The 17,643-nt window shown below is 71.3% G+C and carries 17 protein-coding genes and 1 riboswitch; of the genes, 12 read left to right on the plus strand and 5 right to left on the minus strand.

Annotation, left to right across the window (positions count from 1 at the left end; translation table 11 throughout):
• Positions 1–55 precede the first annotated feature (55 nt).
• A complete protein-coding gene (locus ACFXOA_RS13010) occupies positions 56–1,267 on the plus strand; it encodes a cysteine desulfurase-like protein (protein ID WP_385026047.1) in 1,212 nt (403 codons plus the stop codon).
• A gap of 76 nt (positions 1,268–1,343) precedes the next feature.
• Here ACFXOA_RS13010 and ACFXOA_RS13015 read toward each other — a convergent pair whose 3' ends face one another.
• Entirely contained in the window at positions 1,344–2,132 is a 789-nt protein-coding gene (locus tag ACFXOA_RS13015; protein WP_385026050.1) for an IclR family transcriptional regulator, read from the minus strand.
• A gap of 244 nt (positions 2,133–2,376) precedes the next feature.
• Between ACFXOA_RS13015 and ACFXOA_RS13020 the strand changes: the two genes are divergently transcribed.
• The 5 genes from ACFXOA_RS13020 to ACFXOA_RS13040 all read left to right on the plus strand — a co-directional run bounded on the left by ACFXOA_RS13020 (position 2,377) and on the right by ACFXOA_RS13040 (position 7,291).
• Entirely contained in the window at positions 2,377–3,348 is a 972-nt protein-coding gene (locus ACFXOA_RS13020; RefSeq protein ID WP_385026053.1) for a 5-dehydro-4-deoxyglucarate dehydratase, read from the plus strand.
• Positions 3,349–3,457: 109 nt separating this feature from the next.
• Positions 3,458–4,795 (plus strand): gluconate:H+ symporter, encoded by a 1,338-nt coding sequence (locus ACFXOA_RS13025; RefSeq protein ID WP_385026056.1) that lies wholly within the window; start codon positions 3,458–3,460, stop codon positions 4,793–4,795.
• A gap of 52 nt (positions 4,796–4,847) precedes the next feature.
• Positions 4,848–6,179 carry an enolase C-terminal domain-like protein gene (locus ACFXOA_RS13030; RefSeq protein WP_385026059.1) on the plus strand — a complete coding sequence of 444 codons (1,332 nt, stop codon included), beginning with the start codon at positions 4,848–4,850 and terminating at the stop codon, positions 6,177–6,179.
• 204 nt (positions 6,180–6,383) lie between these two features.
• On the plus strand, positions 6,384–6,785 hold the full coding sequence (locus tag ACFXOA_RS13035; protein WP_385026062.1) for a VOC family protein: 402 nt from the start codon (positions 6,384–6,386) through the stop codon (positions 6,783–6,785).
• Positions 6,767–7,291 (plus strand): DinB family protein, encoded by a 525-nt coding sequence (locus ACFXOA_RS13040; RefSeq protein ID WP_385026065.1) that lies wholly within the window; start codon positions 6,767–6,769, stop codon positions 7,289–7,291. Before ACFXOA_RS13035 ends, ACFXOA_RS13040 begins: the two co-directional genes overlap by 19 nt.
• Positions 7,292–7,315: 24 nt before the next feature.
• On the opposite strand, the gene ACFXOA_RS13045 is transcribed toward ACFXOA_RS13040, so the two are convergent.
• Positions 7,316–8,116, minus strand: a complete 801-nt coding sequence (locus tag ACFXOA_RS13045; protein ID WP_385026068.1) for an ABC transporter ATP-binding protein — start codon at positions 8,114–8,116, stop codon at positions 7,316–7,318.
• 210 nt (positions 8,117–8,326) lie between these two features.
• Between ACFXOA_RS13045 and ACFXOA_RS13050 the strand changes: the two genes are divergently transcribed.
• The gene (locus ACFXOA_RS13050; RefSeq protein ID WP_385026071.1) at positions 8,327–9,019 is read left to right on the plus strand and encodes a FadR/GntR family transcriptional regulator; all 693 of its coding nucleotides are present in this window, start codon (positions 8,327–8,329) and stop codon (positions 9,017–9,019) included.
• A 28-nt stretch (positions 9,020–9,047) separates the two neighbouring features.
• On the plus strand, positions 9,048–9,545 hold the full coding sequence (locus ACFXOA_RS13055; RefSeq protein ID WP_385026074.1) for a GNAT family N-acetyltransferase: 498 nt from the start codon (positions 9,048–9,050) through the stop codon (positions 9,543–9,545).
• Positions 9,546–9,863: 318 nt separating this feature from the next.
• On the opposite strand, the gene ACFXOA_RS13060 is transcribed toward ACFXOA_RS13055, so the two are convergent.
• Entirely contained in the window at positions 9,864–10,553 is a 690-nt protein-coding gene (locus ACFXOA_RS13060) for an SMI1/KNR4 family protein (protein ID WP_385026077.1), read from the minus strand.
• A gap of 181 nt (positions 10,554–10,734) precedes the next feature.
• Positions 10,735–11,721 (minus strand): hypothetical protein, encoded by a 987-nt coding sequence (locus tag ACFXOA_RS13065; protein ID WP_385026080.1) that lies wholly within the window; start codon positions 11,719–11,721, stop codon positions 10,735–10,737.
• 186 nt (positions 11,722–11,907) lie between these two features.
• On the opposite strand from ACFXOA_RS13065, the gene ACFXOA_RS13070 reads away from it, so the two are divergent.
• From ACFXOA_RS13070 to ACFXOA_RS13080, 3 genes are all read left to right on the plus strand, one after another.
• Entirely contained in the window at positions 11,908–14,187 is a 2,280-nt protein-coding gene (locus ACFXOA_RS13070) for a heavy metal translocating P-type ATPase (protein WP_385026083.1), read from the plus strand.
• Between the two features lie 135 nt (positions 14,188–14,322).
• The gene (locus ACFXOA_RS13075) at positions 14,323–14,967 is read left to right on the plus strand and encodes an ATP-binding protein (protein ID WP_385026086.1); all 645 of its coding nucleotides are present in this window, start codon (positions 14,323–14,325) and stop codon (positions 14,965–14,967) included.
• A 308-nt stretch (positions 14,968–15,275) separates the two neighbouring features.
• Complete coding sequence (locus ACFXOA_RS13080; RefSeq protein ID WP_385026089.1) at positions 15,276–15,728, plus strand: flavodoxin family protein; 453 nt, start codon at positions 15,276–15,278, stop codon at positions 15,726–15,728.
• A gap of 183 nt (positions 15,729–15,911) precedes the next feature.
• Here the strand turns inward: ACFXOA_RS13080 and ACFXOA_RS13085 are convergent, their stop codons facing one another.
• A complete protein-coding gene (locus tag ACFXOA_RS13085; protein WP_385026095.1) occupies positions 15,912–16,139 on the minus strand; it encodes a hypothetical protein in 228 nt (75 codons plus the stop codon).
• A gap of 357 nt (positions 16,140–16,496) precedes the next feature.
• Positions 16,497–16,682: riboswitch (cyclic di-AMP (ydaO/yuaA leader) on the plus strand.
• 4 nt (positions 16,683–16,686) lie between these two features.
• On the opposite strand from ACFXOA_RS13085, the gene ACFXOA_RS13090 reads away from it, so the two are divergent.
• Positions 16,687–17,520: a transglycosylase SLT domain-containing protein gene (locus ACFXOA_RS13090; RefSeq protein WP_385026099.1), complete on the plus strand. Its 834-nt coding sequence runs from the start codon at positions 16,687–16,689 to the stop codon at positions 17,518–17,520.
• Positions 17,521–17,643: the final 123 nt, after the last annotated feature.

The following is a 17,643-nucleotide window of genomic DNA, read 5'->3' on the forward strand; positions in this document are numbered from 1 at the left end:
GACGGAGCCCCGTCCCCCTTCCGGCCATCCGCACCTCGTCCCTCCGGAGCAGACCTTGAGCAGTGACACCACCGGCCACACCCTCGACGTACAGGCGATTCGTTCCTGCTTCCCGGCGCTTAAGGCGGGGACCGCCCGCTTCGACGCACCGGGCGGCACCCAGACGCCCCAGCAGGTCGTCGACGCGATCGCCGGCGCTCTGACCCGGCCCCTGGCGAACAGGGGGACCCTCACGGAGGCCGCGCGCAACGCCGAGGCGATCGTGGCCGGAGCACGGCTGGCCCTGGCGGACCTGCTGGGGTCGGACGCCGACTGCGTGGTGTTCGGGCGCAGCGCCACACAGCTCGTCCACGACCTCGCGCGCACCATGGCCAAGAGCTGGGGACCGGGGGACGAGGTGGTGGTCTCCCGCCTCGACCACGACTCCAACATCCGGCCGTGGATCCAGGCCGCCGAAGCGGTCGGGGCCACGGTCCGCTGGGCCGAGTTCGACACCACGACGGGTGAGCTGGACACCGGGCACATCGAGGACGTGCTGTCCCCCCGTACCCGGCTCGTCGCGGTCACCGCCGCTTCCAACCTCATCGGCACCTGTCCCGACATGCCCGCAGTGGCCCGTCTCGTCCACCGGGCCGGCGCCCTCCTGCACGTCGACGCGGTGCACTACGCCTCGCACTTCGCCGTCGACCTGGCGGCGCTCGGCGCGGACACCCTGGTCTGCTCGCCGTACAAGTTCCTCGGACCGCATCTCGGAGTGCTGACCGGCACGCGCGAACTGCTGCACAGCCTGCACCCCGACAAACTGCTGCCGTCCAGTGACGCGGTGCCGGAGCGCTTCGAACTCGGCACACTGCCCTATGAGTTGCTGGCCGGCTCGACGGCGGCCGTGGACTTCCTCGCCGGGCTCGTACCCGGCTCCGGCAGTCGGAGGGAGCGTCTGCTCCGGGCGTTCGCGGCGCTCGCCTCGCACGAGGACCGGCTGCGGGCGCGCGTCGAGGAGGGCCTGGCGGCGATGGAGGGCGTGACGGTGTACTCGCGTGCCGCGCGGCGTACCCCGACGACCCTGTTCACGGTTGCCGGCAGCGAACCGGGTGACGTCTCCCGGCGTCTGGCCGAACGCGGTGTGGACGCGCCGGCCGGATCCTTCTACGCCTGGGAGGCGTCCCACCGGCTCGGGCTGGGCGAAGCCGGCGGGGTAAGGGTCGGTCTCGCCCCCTACACGTGCGACGAGGACGTCGACCGGTTGCTCGACGCGCTGCTGCCCTGACCGGATCCGGCGCGCTCCGGCCGCGGCGGGGCGTCTCCGGGGCGGCCGGCGCCGGTGGTTGCGGTGAGCGGCGCGCTCAGCGCCAGTCGGGTGCGCCCGGCGCCGGCACCACGGCGTTCTCGATCTTCTCGCGGATCTCCCGCATGACGGCCACGACCCGTGCCTCGTGCTCCTCACTCAGCCGGTCAACCGGCACCGAGCAGCTGATGGCGTCCAGGGCCGGGGTGTCGTAGCGCAGGGCGAAGCCGAAACCGGCGATGCCCTCCACGGTCTCCTCGCGGTCGACGGAGTAGCCGCGTCCGCGCACGCCGGCGAGGTCCCGCAGCAGCGCACCGCGTTCGGTGTGGGTGTTCTCCGTGCGCGGCGTCAGAGGCCCATCGGGCAGCGGAAGCGCCCCGTCGGGGCGTTCGGCGAGCAGCGCCTTGCCGAGCGCACCGGCGTGGGCCGGGATGCGGCGGCCCACCCGGCTGAGGGTGCGCACGTACTCGTGCGACTCGCGAGTGGCGAGATAGACGACGTGGGCCCCGTCCAGCCTGGCCAGGTGGATGGTCTCACCGAGGGCGTCGGAGGCCTCGTCGAGGTAGGGGCGGGCGGCGCGCACATGCGGGTCGCTGTCGAGATAGCTCGTCCCGGTGTGCAGGGCGCGGATGCCGATGCCGTACAGGGATCCCGTCGTGTCGGTGCGTACCCACCCGCAGCCGGCGAGTGTCCGCAGCAGCTGGTACATGCTGCTGCGCGGTACGCCGAGCTCCTCGGCGAGTTCGTCGAGACGGGCCGGGCGGTCGCCCCGTGCGGCGAGGAGTTCCAGCAGGGCGACGGTGCGGGACGCCGACTTCACTCCGCGCACTCCACTGTTCTCCGGCATCCCCACACTTTACGGGCTGCCGCTGCTCCCGCCGGTGTCCCCGGGCGGACGTCCCGGGCGCCCGTCGCCCCGGAGCACCGGCCCGTGCGGATCCCGTTCGTGACCCGGTCGCGAACCCGCCCGCGTGCTCTTCCGGCCGCTCGCGGAGAACCGCTTCCCGATCCATCCCGACGCACCCATTGACCGCGTCGTGTTCACCCGCCTAACCTCCGTTCTCATACATGTACGCCATCTGCATATGGAGATGAGAGTTGTGGATCGGTTCGGTGCGGGCACAGAGGAGACGGCCCAGCGGTTGCGCGACGGGATGGCGGGCGGGGTGCTCTCCTTCCCCCTCACCAGCTTCCGGGGCGACGGCGAACTCGACCTGGAGTCGTACCGCGCCTACCTGACCGGCCAACTGGCCACCGCGCCCGGCGCGGTGTTCCCGGCCTGCGGCACCGGGGAGTTCGGCGCGCTCGACGAGGACGAGTACCGCGAGGTCGTCCGGGCCTGCGTCGAGGTGGCGGACGGACGACTGCCCGTCGTCGCGGGCGTCGGCTACGGCTACGCGCAGGCGCTGCGCTTCGCCCGGATCGCGGAGGACGCCGGTGCCGACGCCCTGCTGGTCCTGCCGCACTACCTCGTCGCCGCACCGCAGGACGGGCTGGTCGAGCAACTGCGGCGCATCGCGTCCGGCACCCGGCTGCCGCTGATCGCCTACCAGCGCGGCCCGGTCACCTTCACCGCCGACGGGGTACGCCGAATAGCCGGGATCCCCACCGTCATCGGGCTCAAGGACGGGCACAGCGACCTCGACCGGCTCCAGCGCCTCACCCTCGCCGCGCCGGACGGATTCCTCTTCTTCAACGGGGCCGCCACCGCCGAGATCCAGGCGCGCGCCTACGCCACCGTCGGCGTCCCCGCCTACTCCTCGGCGGTCCACGCGTTCGCACCCGAGATCGCCGACGCCTTCTTCACGGCCCTGCGGGACGGGGACGACTCGAGGACGAAGGCGCTGCTGCGCGACTTCTACGTCCCCCTCGTCGAACTCCGCGACCGTGTCCCCGGCTACGCCGTCTCGCTGGTCAAGGCCGCGGCCCGGCTGCGCGGCCTGCCCGTCGGCCCCGTCCGCGCCCCTCTCACCGACCCCGGCGAGGCAGACCTCGCCGCACTGGAGAAGGTCCTCGACGCCGGGCTGGGACTCGTCGGCGCGCCCCGCCTCCGCGGCGCCTGACCTCCGCCCGGCACGCGCCCCCACCCGCCGGCCGGCCGCCCCCGTCCAGGGGCGCCCCGCGGCCGGCGGCGCCCGCCCCCACCGTCCGACAGTTCGAAGGGGAACTGACATGCCGCTCCTCGTAGTCGGGATCAGCGTTCTCGTGCTGCTGCTCCTGATGACCCGTATGAAGTTCAACGGATTCGCCGCCCTGCTGCTGGTGGCGGTCGGCGTCGCACTGGTCCAGGGCATCCCGGCGGCCGAGATCCCCGACGTGCTCTCCGCCGGCATCGGGGACCAGATCGGCGACACCATGCTCACCATCGGCCTCGGTGCCATGGTCGGGCGGATCATGGGTGACTCAGGGGCCGCGCAGCGGATCGCGGGCAAGCTCCTCGACGCCTTCGGCCCGCGCGGGGTCCAGCTCGCCATGGTGGTCACGTCGATGCTCATCGGCGTGACCATGTTCTACGAGGTCGCCTTCATCATCATCGTGCCCGTCGCCTTCACCCTCGTCAGGGTCACCGGAGCGAACCTCCTGTGGGTGGGGCTTCCTATGTCGATCTCGCTGTCCACCATGCACAGCTTCCTGCCACCGCACCCCGGCCCCACCGCCGTCGCGGCGACCTTCCACGCCTCCGTCGGACACACCCTCCTGTACGGGCTGTTCATCGCCGTACCCGTCGGCGCGCTCGTCGCGCTGGTGTGGCCCCGCCTGCCGTTCGTCAGGGCACTGAACCCTTCCATACCCAAAGGGCTGGTCAGCGAGCGGGAGTTCACCGACGAGGAGATGCCCGGCATGGGATGGTCGCTCCTCGTGGCCCTCTTCCCGGTGGTGCTGATCGCCGGAGCCGCCGTCACCGACATGCTCACCACCGGTGAGAGCGCCTTCCTCCACGGTGTCGCCTTCGTCGGCTCGGCGCCCATCGCGCTGCTGCTGACCCTGCTCCTGGCCGCGTGGGCGTTCGGACCGCGGATCGGCCGCAGCCTGGCGGACGTCAGCTCGTCCTGCGCCTCCGCGGCCCAGGCGATGGCCATGATCCTGCTGGTCATCGGCGCGGGCGGAGCCTTCAAGAACGTACTCGTCGAAGGCGGTACCTCCGACTACATCAAGGACCTCACGGAACACTGGTCCGTCTCGCCGATCATCCTCGCCTGGCTCATCGCCGCCATCCTCCGCATCGCCCTCGGCTCGGCGACCGTCGCCGTGGTCACCGCCTCCGGCGTCGTGCTCCCGCTCCTCGCGGGAAGCGGCACCCACGCCGAGATGATGGTGCTCGCCGTCTCGTGCGGCTCGATCGCCTTCTCCCACGTCAACGATCCCGGATTCTGGCTCTTCAAGGAGTACTTCAACCTCTCGGTCATCGAGGCCATCAAAGTCCGGACCGGTTACACGACCGTCCTCGCCGTGCTCGGTCTCGGTGGCGTCCTGGCCGCCGAGTGGGCACTCGACGTACTAGCCCTCTGAACACCGCACCCCGTCCGTCCGTACCGCTCGCACCTCAAGGAACCCGACCCGTATGAACCAGCCGACCGTCACCCGCTTCGCCGTCTACCCCGTCGCGGGACGCGACTCGATGGAGCTGAACCTCTCCGGCGCCCACGGCCCCTACTTCACCCGCAACATCGTCGTGCTCACGGACTCCGACGGCCGTACGGGACTCGGAGAGGTGCCGGGCGGCGAGGCGATCACCCGGACCCTGCGCGACTCCGAGCAGCTGGTCGTCGGCGCGAAGGTGGGCGACTACAAGCGCGTCCTGCGCGACATCGGGAGCAGGTTCGCCGATCGTGACGCGGGCGGGCGCGGCGCCCAGACCTTCGACCTGCGGACCACGGTGCACGCAGTCACCGCCGTCGAGTCCGCCCTGCTCGACCTCCTCGGCCAGCACCTCGACGTCCCCGTCGCGGCGCTGCTCGGCGACGGGCAGCAGCGGGACTCCGTCAGGGTGCTGGGCTACCTCTTCTACGTCGGCGACCCCGGCCGCACCGGGCTCGACTACGTCCGCGAGCAGGGCTCCGACACCGACTGGTACCGCCTGCGCCACGAGGAGGCGCTCACCCCGGAGGCGATCGTCCGCCAGGCCGAGGCCGCCCACGACCTCTACGGCTTCCAGGACTTCAAGCTCAAGGGCGGGGTCCTCGCCGGTGCGCAGGAGGTGGAAGCCGTACGCGCGCTCAAGGACCGCTTCCCCGAGGCCCGGATCACCCTGGACCCCAACGGCGCGTGGTCGCTCCGCGAGGCGATCGAGCTGTGCACCCCGCTGAGGGAGGTCCTCGCCTACGCCGAGGACCCCTGCGGGGCGGAGGACGGCTACTCGGGACGCGAGATCCTCGCCGAGTTCCGCCGCGCGACGGGCCTCCCGACCGCGACCAACATGATCGCCACCGACTGGCGCCAGATGACCCACGCACTGGCCCTGCAGTCCGTGTCCATCCCCCTCGCGGACCCGCACTTCTGGACCATGCAGGGCTCGGTGCGGGTGGCCCAGCTGTGCAACGAGATGGGACTGACCTGGGGCTGCCACTCCAACAACCACTTCGACATCTCCCTCGCCATGATCACGCACTGCGGCGCCGCGGCCCCGGGTGACTACAACGCCCTGGACACGCACTGGATCTGGCAGGAAGGCCTGGAGCGGCTCACCGTCGAACCGCCCCGCATCCGCGGCGGTGAGGTGGCCGTACCGGACGCCCCCGGCCTCGGCGTCGAACTCGACACGGACCGGCTGCTCGCCGCCCACGAGCTCTACCGCGAGAAGGCGCTCGGAGCACGGGACGACGCCCAGGCGATGCAGTACCTCGTGCCGGGCTGGACCTTCGACGCCAAGCGGCCCTGCCTGGTCCGTGATTGACCCTCCGCGGACCGGGGGTGCGGCAAGCCGGGTGCGTAGTCCGAAAGGGGGTGACCGGGGCCAGGTGGTTCACCCTCGGTCCGTCGTCGACGGAGGACCGCTCCGCAGGCGGCCGCCGGCCCCGCGTCCGCGGCGCGGGCCGGCCGGGCAGGCACCGGGCGCGGCCCTGTACAGGGGGGCCGCTCTCGGACAGGATGCGTGACCATGCCGGACACCACACACGAACTGCCATGGACGGGCGTCATCACAGCGATCACGCTCGTCACCGAGGACCTGCGGGCCACGAAGGAGTTCTACCGGGAGGTCTTCGGCCTCCCGGTCGACTACGAGAACGAGAACTCAGCCGTGTTCCGCTTCGGCGGGACCCTCGTCAACCTGCTGGATGCCACGGCGGCACCCGAGTTGATGGAACCCGCGCCCGTCGCACCCGCCGGAACCGGCTCCCGTCAGGTGTTCACCCTGACGGTGGACGACGTGGACGCCAAGTGCGAGGAGCTCGCCGCTCGTGGGGTCGAGCTGCTGAACGGTCCGATGGACCGCCCGTGGGGCATCCGCACCGCCTCCTTCCGTGATCCCGGCGGCCACATATGGGAGATCGCGAAGTGACCGGGTCCGCCCATCCGGAGACCGCCGCGCTGCTCGGCGTCCTGCGGTCCCAGCGCGCCCATGTGCTCGGAGCCCTGGACGGTCTCGACGAGGACGCCCTGCACCGCCCCGTACTGCCCTCCGGGTGGAGTTGTCTGGGCCTGGTCCGCCATCTCGCCCTCGACGTCGAACGCTTCTGGTTCCGTGCCGTCGTGTCGGGCGACCCGGACGTGATCGCGGCCCTGGAAGGGGCGGAAGACGCCTGGGCGGTGCGGCCTGGGACGCCCTCCCGGGAGGTTCTCGCGCGGTACCGGGCGGAGGCATCCCGGGCGGACGGCGTCATCGAGGGCTCCGCCCCGGACGCAGCCCTCGCCTGGTGGCCGCCGTCCAGCCACGGTCAACAGCACCTGCACACCCTGCGGGACGTGATGCTGCACGTCATCACCGAGACCGCCTGCCACGCCGGGCACATCGACGCGGTCCGCGAACTGCTCGACGGGCGGCGCTGGTTGGTGATGCCGTCCTGAGGACCGGCCCGCGGCGTGGAGCGATCAACGCGGCCGTCGGTCCGTACGCACGCTCCATCGCCCGTCGAACCTGCTGAGACGGACCGGATGGTCGAAGCACTTGCTGACCTGATCACTCGTCAGCACCTCGTCGACGGGGCCCGACGCCAGACACCGGCCCTCGCGCAGGAGCATCGCGTGGGTGGTACCGGGCGGCAGCTCCTCCAAGTGGTGTGTCACGAGGACCGAGGCCAGCTCGGGCGAGCCCTGCCGGAGCGAGTCGAGGCGTTCGATCAGCTGCTCGCGACCGGCGACGTCCAGACCCGTCGCCGGTTCGTCGAGGAGGAGCAGCCGCGGCCCCGGCATCAGGGCCCGCGCGATCAGGGCGCGCCCCCGTTCTCCCTGCGACAGCGTCGGCCAGCGCGCGTCACGTCGGCCTTCGAGCCCGAGCAGCACGGTGAGCTCGTCCGCCAGGTCCCGCTGCGCGGCCGTCGGGTGCCAACGCGGAAGAGGCTCGATGCTGCTGGTCAGCCCCGTCAGCACGACGTCTCTCACCCTGAGCGTCGAGCGCGGGGCGTGACGCGGATCCACATGGCCGACAAGGGTGCGCAGCTGGCGCAGATCGACCCGTCCCAGCTCGTGACCCAGGACCTCGACGCCGCCACGGGTCGGATGGGTGAGAGCGCCGAGGAGGCCGAGGAGCGTGCTCTTGCCGGCGCCGTTGGCGCCGAGCAGGGCCCAGTGCTCGCCCGCCCGCACGGTGAGTGACACCTCGCTGAGCAGGTGCCTGCCGTCGCGGACCAGGTCCACCCCGCTCGCCCGGAGCACCGGTCGTGTGTCCGTCATCGGTTCGTCGCCCCAGCCCGGTTCACGGCGGCCATGACCGCGTCGACGGAGGCGGTGAGGACGGAGAAGCCGCAGGTGTCCTGACCGGCACCCCGGGCGGTCACCCCGTCCACCCGGCCTTCCGGAGCTCGTTCAGAGGCATGCCGGGTAGGGTAGCCCCCGACAATTCCTCAGACAACCTGAGGGGTTTTCCCGGGAAGGTGACACCCCATGCCACTGGGACCTCTGAAGCCCTCACCCCTGGTCGAGCAGGCCGCCCAGCACCTGCGCGAACGCATTGCCGCGGGTGACTGGCCCGTGGGGACGAGGCTCCCCGCCGAGACGGCCCTGGCGGCATCCCTCGGCGTGGGGCGGTCGACGGTCCGCGAGGCCCTGAGCTCCCTCGCCGGAGCGGGGCTGGTGCAGGCGCGTCAGGGGGCGGGTGTCTTCGTCATCGCGATCGAGCCGAGTGAGGACTGGGCCGCCGCGTTGCGGAGGGCGGCCGTGACCGACGTCTACGAGGTCCGCACGGCCGTCGAGGTGGAGGCGGCGCGCATGGCCGCGCGCCGGCGTACCGAGGAGGACGTCCACGTCCTCACCGACGCCCTGGCCGGGCGCAGGGCTGCTGCGCGGGCGGGGGACGCGGCCTTCGTCGACGCGGACATCGCCCTGCACGAGGCGGTGGTCGCCGCCGCTCACAACCCGGTGCTCACCGCGCTGTTCACCGAATTCGTCCCGGCGTTGCGTCAGGGCCTGATCGACATGCTGGAACTGCTCGATCTGCGCTCGGCGGACCCGAACCACGGCGACGAGGGACACGCGCTGCTGGTGGAGGCCATCGCCCGGGGCGACGCCGACGCGGCCGGTCGTACCCTGCGCGAGGAGCTGGAGCAGACCCTCGCGCGGCTGACCTCGATGAAGTGAGCGCCGCCGGGTGTGCGAGCCTCACTCCATGACTCATCGAACAGTGGTCCAAGTCGGCCGATGGCCCGGCGGGGACGCCTCCCGGCCGGGACCGGCCGCTCTCCTCGCCGCGTACCACCTGAGGACCCAGGCGGAGAAGGGCGAGGAGGTCGAGGGCGTGGACGCGCTGCCGGAGCGCTACCGGGCCGAGGCCCTGGACCCTGTGGCCGCCTTCGCGGACGACGTCGTCCTGGTCGCCTCGGCGGAAGGGCGCGCCGTGGGGTGCGCGGTGGTCACCGCGCCCGTCGACGGGGAATCCGAGCTGAAGAGGCTGTGGACGGACGATGCGTACCGTGGCCAAGGCGTCGGATCCGCGCTCGTGCGCGCCGCACTCGCGCAGGCGGCGGAGTCGGGTGTCCGTACGGTCCGGCTGTCCGTCTGGGAGTGGCGGACCGGTGCGATCGGTCTCTACGAGCGCCTGGGATTCACCGTCGTGGAGTCCTGGGACCGCCGGGACGGGCTGGTCTGCATGCGGGCCGACACGTGACGGATCGTTTCGCAACGATGCTCCGGGACGGCGGCTTCGTCGTGCACCGATGGCCTGGCCGCTGTTCATCTCCGTCCTCCCGCCCCAAGGACCCGAAGGGCTTCGTCGTCCCGCCGCGCCGCTGACGCGTCGAGAGGACATTCGGCTGGATCATGAACGCCCGCCGCAAGGTCCGCGACCACGAGCGCCTGCCCCAGCACGGCGAATCCACAGCGGCCGGACTCCCGTCATGCTCATGAACAGACGACCTGTCCGCAAGGGCACCCGCACCGACAGCTGGACGAGGAAGCCCGCGAAGAGTTCGGCCGAGCCCCTGACTCAGCCCGCTGCCAGGGCCGACGCCGGCTGACGTTCAGCCTTCTCCAGCCATGTCAGATACCAGCGCGCGAAGGTCATCGGCCCACCGGTGTCATCGAGAAGCGGCTTCAGGTCCTCGTCGTCCACCCTGTTGTCGGACCAGATGCTCCCACGCTCAGGGCCGCTCATGATCAGCCACTCGCGAGCAGCGCAACCCAGCGTCGAGATCACGACCGCGCCGACAGTCCGGTCCGCCGACCACATCACGGGCTCCCAGCGCTCATCCCAGGCCTCGATGGCGTCGTCGAAGTCCTCGATCTGCTCGAAGTCCTCCTCCTCCGGACGCTCGGACAGCAGCAGCTGGACAGCCTCGGGATCGGCGCCCTCACGCGGGAACGGCTCGGCGAGGCGGGACAGGTCGGCCAGCTCGGCCCCGTCCCCCTCCCACCGCCAGCGACCCTGAACGAGTCGAACCGGATACACGCCGTACGAGGGCCCGGCACCACCGGCGCCGACATGGAGCAGGAAGTCGCGGTACTCCCCGGGCAGCGACACACCCGTCTGACTTTCGAGGTCGGCCAGCTCCGCGGGAGTCAAAGGGTCCTCGAGCGAGAACTTGTGCCCTGCCGCGCCGAAGACGCGGTCGCCGGCCGGCGCGGCGATGAGAGCCAGCACCCGCTCCCGTACACCCACCCATATCGAGCCATCCATGAGCCGAGCCTATGCGCGACGGGCGTGTCCAAGCCGGGTGGGCTACGGAAATACGGCAGGCAAGCCTTCGAACAGCCCGCTCCGAGCGCCGAGGAGACGCCCACAGAGCCGGGCCGGCAGTGGCCGGCGGTGAACCGGCCCGGATCCGCCGGGCGTTCGGGACTCCCCGCGAACCGCGACGTCAGTGTCCGTGGGTCCCGCCCTCGTCCTCGTGCCCGTCCGAGGGGGCTTCCTCGTGTCCGTCCGACGGCTGGGCCGGCGGGGGAGTGCCGGTGGCGGCTCCGGAACGTACCGTGAAGGCCGCGGTCCTGACCTCGCCCTCGTGCTCGAAGTCCAGGAACAGACGGTAGGAGGCGGGGCCGGGTGCCGTAGCAGTGAACGAGACGGACGGGCCCGGTTCGGCGGAGCCGTCGCCGGGCGCCCCGTCCGGATGGACGTGCAGATACGCCAGGTCGCCGGCGCGCAGGGCGACGAGATGGCCGTACGAGCCGAGGTAGGGCTGGAGATCGGTGACGGGGCGGCCGTCCTTGCGCACCGTGAAGACCAGATGCCGCGGGACGCCCGGGCGGAGGGTGCCGTTGAGCTCGACGGTGTACCCGTCGACCCCGGCCGTCCGTGAGGGCTTGGGGAGTTCGGCCGGCTTGTACGGTCCGGACACGGCCAGGTCCGCCCCCAGGGTCAGACCCCGGGTGTTCCTGCCTTCGGGGGTGAAGTCGGCGAAGACCCGGTAGTCCCCGGCGGCCGGCAGTTCCACGGGCGTGCTCCAGGTGCCGTCCGAGGCGCGGACGGGATGCAGGTGGCGATAGGTGGCCAGGTCGCGGGAGACGAGGAGCAGGTGCAGTTCCTTGTCGTGCGCCTGCTGGAAGCGCGTGACCGCGTGGCCGTTCCCGTCACGGACGGCGAAGCGCAGTTCGCCGCGCAGCCCGGCCTCCACCCGTGGCGTCATGAGGTCGAGCGTGTAGCCGCCGTCGGAGACCTGCAGCCCTCCGGCCGGGGGGCCGGTGCGCTTCCCCTCGGGGTGCGCCGGGCCGCTTCCCGTGTGCTCGGCGCTCCCGGACGCGGGGGTGGGGCCGGTCTCCGGGCCCGCTGTGGCTCCGATCCCGAATGCGGCGCCGAAGGAGGCCGCGAGCGCGGCGGTGAACGCGGTGATCTTCGCGGCGGGGTTCATGAATGCTCCTGTCCTGCGGCCCGAAGCGGGGCCCACGGGGTCCGACACCTTCGAGCGTATACCTAGGTGGGGTATACGCAAGTATCACTGCGGAAGCTTGCCGAATATACGGGTGGGGGGTATACATGAAGATCTCCCGGATACCCATCAGGGGTATACTGGCTCCCGTTCGAAGAGGAGCAGGACATGACTCCCACGACGCCCGGCGCCGACCGGGTCGAGCTCGCCATCGGTGGCATGACCTGTGCCTCCTGCGCGGCGCGGATCGAGAAGAAGCTCAACCGCATGGAAGGCGTCGAGGCCACCGTCAACTACGCCACGGAGAAGGCCAGGGTCACCTACAGCGGGGCCGTCTCGGTCGACGAGCTGATAGCCACGGTCGAGGCCACCGGCTACACGGCCCGCCCTCCGGCCCCCGCCCGCTCCGGTCCGGACCCGTCCACGGACGTCCGTCGCCAGGACGGGGACGACCCGACCGGCCGCCCCGACGGCGAAATGCTCTCCCTGCGGCAGAGGCTCGTCACGGCGGTGCTGCTGGCGGTGCCGGTGATCGCGATGGCGATGGTGCCGGCGCTGCAGTTCGACTACTGGCAGTGGCTCTCACTGACGCTCGCGGCCCCGGTCGTGACCTACGCGGCCTGGCCCTTCCACCGGGCCGCCTGGACCAACGCCCGCCACGGCGCGGCCACCATGGACACGCTGATCTCGCTGGGCACGTCGGCCGCCTTCCTCTGGTCGCTGTGGGCGCTGTTCCTGGGGACCGCGGGCACACCGGGCATGACACACCCCTTCGACCTCACGATCGCCCGCGGCGACGGAGCGGGGAACATCTACCTGGAGGCCGCTGCCGGAGTCACGGCCTTCATCCTGGCCGGCCGCTACTTCGAGGCCCGTTCCAAGCGCAAGGCCGGAGCCGCGCTCAGGGCGCTCATGGAACTGGGGGCCAAGGAGGTCACCGTGCTGCGCGAGGGCGGTGAGGTCACCCTGCCGACTGCCGCGCTGCGCGTCGGAGACCGCTTCCTCGTACGCCCCGGCGAGAAGATCGCGACCGACGGGACGGTCGTCGAGGGATCCTCCGCCGTCGATCTCTCGATGCTCACCGGCGAATCGGTTCCCGTAGAGGTGTCCACGGGCGACTCCGTCACCGGGGCGACGCTCAACGCGGGCGGACGTCTCGTCGTCGAGGCCACCCGGGTCGGAGCCGACACCCAGCTGGCCCGGACGGCTGCCCTGGTGGAGGAGGCGCAGAACGGCAAGGCCGCGGCGCAGCGTCTGGCCGACCGCGTCTCCGCCGTCTTCGTCCCGGTGGTCATCGGGCTGGCGATCGCCACACTCGGCTTCTGGCTCGGATCCGGTGCCGGGCTCACCGCGGCCTTCACAGCCGCGGTCGCCGTGCTGATCATCGCGTGCCCGTGCGCCCTCGGCCTGGCCACCCCCACCGCTCTGCTGGTCGGCACCGGGCGCGGGGCCCAGCTGGGCATCCTGATCAAGGGGCCCGAGGTCCTCGAGAACACCCGCCGGGCCGACACGATCCTCCTCGACAAGACCGGCACCGTCACGACGGGGCGTATGACCCTGCTGAAGGTCCACCCCGCGGATGGCGCCGACGAGACCGAGGTGCTCCGCCTCGCCGGAGCCCTGGAGCACTCCTCCGAGCACCCGGTCGCGCGCGCGGTCGCGGAGGGTGCGGCCGCCCGGACCGGTGCGCTGCCCACGCCCGGGGACTTCACCGGCATCGCCGGTCTCGGCGTCCGGGGGACCGTCGAGGGCCGCTCCGTACTCGTGGGACGCGAGCGGCTGCTGGCCGAGTGGGCCGTCAGCCTGCCGGATGGACTCCGGACCGTGAAGGAGGAGGCCGAGAGGCGGGGCCGTACCGTCGTCGCGGTCGCCTGGGACGGCGAGGCGCGCGCGGTCCTGGAGGTCGCCGACGCGGTCAAGGACAGCAGCGCCGAAGCCGTACGGCGACTGCGCTCCCTGGGGCTGAGGCCGGTCCTGCTGACCGGCGACAACAAGGCGGTGGCCGAATCCGTCGCGGAGGAGGTCGGGATCGACGAAGTCATCGCGGAGGTGCTGCCGCAGGACAAGGCGGACGTCGTCAGGAGGCTCCAGGCCGAAGGGCGCAGCGTCGCCATGGTCGGCGACGGCGTCAACGACGCAGCCGCCCTCGCCCAGGCGGACCTGGGGCTCGCGATGGGCACCGGCACGGACGCGGCCATCGAGGCGGGGGACCTGACCCTCGTGCGCGGGGACCTGAGGGTGGCCGCCGACGCGATCAGGCTCTCCCGCAGGACGCTCGGCACGATCCGCTCGAACCTCTTCTGGGCGTTCGCCTACAACGTGGCGGCCCTCCCTCTCGCCGCCGCCGGTCTGCTCAGCCCCATGATCGCCGGAGCGGCCATGGCCTTCTCCTCGGTCTTCGTCGTGGGCAACAGCCTCCGGCTGCGCGGCTTCCGGCCGATGGCCTGAGCAGGGGCGCATCCCGTACCCGGCGCGTATCGCGTACCTGGGGTACGCGCCGGTCCTCTCCCCGCGGACGATGTCGTCGAGCAGGAGACCCGGGCAGCCCGGATCGGGGAAGAGCGGGCCCTGGATACTGGCCGGATGGATGGATCAAGAGCTTCCTGGACCAACACCACGCACGACTGGTCAGGCCTGGTGGACGCCGGCCACCTCGGACAGATCCGCGAGGATCCCGCCCGGTTCGCCCCCGGCGGGCCGGGGCACCTCGTCCTGGAGGTCGTCGCGTACGCCGCCGACGAGGCCGCGAGCCGGGGCGGCGGACGTTGTGAGGTCACGCTGCACAGCGACGGCTCCGTGTCCGTGAGCGACGACGGACGGGGCACCGACACCAGGTTCGACGAGACCGGACGGGCGGTGCAGAAGCCCGTCATGGCCACGAAGGACCTACGGTTCTTCGACCTCCCGGACGCGGAGCGGCTCCCGGACGGGCATCCGCGTCGTGGCATGTCGGTCGTCGCGGCGCTGAGCGAGTGGCTGGTCCACACGAACCGGCGTGTCAACGGATCCTGGAGCCGGCGCTACGAACACGGCGTCCCGGTGACGGACCTGGAACCCGTGGGGTCGGACGGATCCACGGGGACCCGCGTGCGCTTCCTGCCGGACCGAAGCCTCGGCCCGGGGTGGTCTCCCGCCGCGGACGGGCCGGAGCAGTGGGCCGGGCACTGGCCCGACCTGACCGTCGTCATAGACGACCGGCGTGACGGCGTTGCCCGATCGGGCAGGTGATGGCCCGGATCCGGTGACCGTGACCGCCTGCGCGGCGGAGCGGCCGGAGCCGAAGGGCACCCCCGGCCCGCCCGGACGTGAGGCTTCGGCGACAGGGACGGGCCGGCGGTGATCGGGCTGCGCGGTCTCTTCGGTACGGGTCCGGCGACTCGGGTCAGGTACGACGCTCCGGTGAGGCGGGTCCGGCGGCACCGCTTCGAGGGCGCGGGTCAGGTGCGACGCTTCGGTGGCGTGGCGGAATCCGGTGTCCACCCACCGGGGGAGGCCCGGGGTTTGCGCCCGGCGGGCGAGGGCGGCAGGGTCGGGGTGTGGCCACTCTGCTGATCGTGCATCACACCCCGTCGCCCAACTGCCAGGCCTTGTTCGAGGCGGTGGTCGCCGGTGCGACCACGGAGGACGTCGAGGGCGTACGCGTCGTGCGCAGGGCCGCGCTGTCGGCCACCGCGTCCGACGTGCTCGCCGCCGACGGCTGTCTGCTCGGCACCCCGGCGAACCTCGGTTACATGTCCGGTGCTCTGAAGCACTTCTTCGACCAGATCTACTACCCGTGCCTCGACACGACGAAGGGCCGCCCCTTCGGCTTCTACGTCCACGGCGGTAACGACGTCACGGGAGCGGTGCGGGGTATCGAGACGATCACCACAGGACTCGGGTGGCGCCGCGCCGCCGAGGCGGTGACCGTCACCGGAGAGCCCGGGAGGGCGGACACCGAGGCGTGCTGGGAACTGGGCGCGACCGTCGCGGCCGGCCTGATGGACTGACGCCGCGAGTCCGGACCACCGCCCTTCCGGGGGCCGGGCAGCCGCTACCCGGAGGGCGTGATCACCGCCGTCTCCTGCGGCCGGACCACGGTCGTCGCGGAGTGAGCGGGCGCCCCCGCCGTCTCGGTGCGGGTGCCCGCGCGGCCATGTCCGCCGCCCGGCCCGGTGCGGTTCTCCGGCCGCTCAACGGGGGGTCCAGCTGAGCTTGCCGCCACCTACCCACCGCACGGAATCGGGGTCGTCCAGATCATGGACCGGAATTCCCGCCGCGGCGGCCAGCAGGACATCGGCCATCCCGGTGGCACCCCCGATCACCTCTCCGTCGATCTCCACGATCCGGAACGGCGGATCACCGGGCTGGACGGGCAGCACCGTGATCCGGGGGGTCGAGGCATGAGGCGTCTCGGTCATGAAGGCATCGATCCCACATGATCAGTCCGCATATGCCGCAACTGGGCCATGTGGGTTGTATGTCCGGTTTAGATTGTTTTTTGGAATTAGTCCCGTAATCCATAAAAGGCCATTTCGTGTGACCTGGACCCCTTCGCGCTGGAGCAAACCGCCCGAATCGGACTCCGTGACCAGGGTCACCTTACGGGCTCCTCACGCCCTGACGCCGGGGTCGGCGCCCTTACGTGCCAAGAGAAATGGATGGCGCGATGTGCGGTGGATTACATGAATTCCCGTGAATGGATCTTGCGAATGAATTGTGATCACCACGTCGGGCTTGTTCCTTTCCGCATTTCTCGCCTACGGTCACCATCACTCCCGGACGGAACGCCGAATCCTGCCGCCGTCCGGTAACCCGACTACTTCTCGTACGGCAGGAGCGGGGGACCCAGGTAAGTGCCGATCCGGTTGCCGGATCGGCTCGGGGTGAAGTCGCATTCAGGTGCGGCCGGGCATCTCCAGCTCGAACCCGACAGCTCACTTCGCAGGCGACGGAGAGGAATTCAGCATGCCCGAAAACGGTAAGCACCGTCGTTCCAGGACCAGTTCGCTCACCCGCGGCATCATCGCCGTGAGCACGGGCGGAGCTGCTCTGGCCCTGCCCCTCATCGGTGCGACCGGCGCCTTCGCCGCCCCGGCCCCGTCTGCCGTCGTGGAAAAGGCCGCAACCTCGACTGCTGTGTCCGGCAAGGGAATTGCCGCGCAGAAGTCCAAGTCCGCCACCTATTCCGTCGTCCGCGGTGACACTCTCGCCAAGATCGCTCGCGAGCATTCCGTGAGCGGTGGCTGGGAGGCGCTGTACAAGGACAACAAGAAGGCTGTCGGCTCGAACCCCGACCTGATTCACGCGGGCCTGAAGCTCACGATCTCGGTCAAGGGCGAGAGCAAGTCCGCCGACAAGGCCTCCGGCCGCGCGGAGAAGGGCGCGGACCGCGCCGACCGTTCGGAGCGCACGACGTCGCTCACCGCCGAGGGCGCGCCGGCAGCCGAAGCCGCCCCCGCGGCCGAGAAGACCGCCTACACCAACGACCTCGACGGCTGGATCAAGGAGTCGCTGGCCGTCATGGCCGAGCACGGCATCCCCGGCACCTACGAGGGCATCCACCGCAACATCATCCGTGAGTCCGGTGGCAACCCGCAGGCCATCAACAACTGGGACATCAACGCCATCAACGGCGTCCCGTCGAAGGGTCTGCTGCAGGTCATCGACCCGACGTTCCAGGCCTACCACGTGCCCGGCACGTCGATGGACAGCTACGACCCGGTCGCCAACATCACGGCAGCGTGCAACTACGCCGCCGACCGCTACGGCTCGATCGACAACGTCTTCGGCGCCTACTGAGCCGATGTGGACGAGGGACCACTGACGCACGCGGTGTGACAGAGGGACATGCGTGACGGGTGGTGGGGGTTCGGGGGAACCCCCCCCACCCCGCCGTCGTATACGGGGCCGCCCCCAGTCGCC

The organism is Streptomyces sp. NPDC059166, assembly GCF_042755185.1.
In the GTDB taxonomy this organism is placed as follows: Bacteria; Actinomycetota; Actinomycetes; order Streptomycetales; family Streptomycetaceae; genus Streptomyces.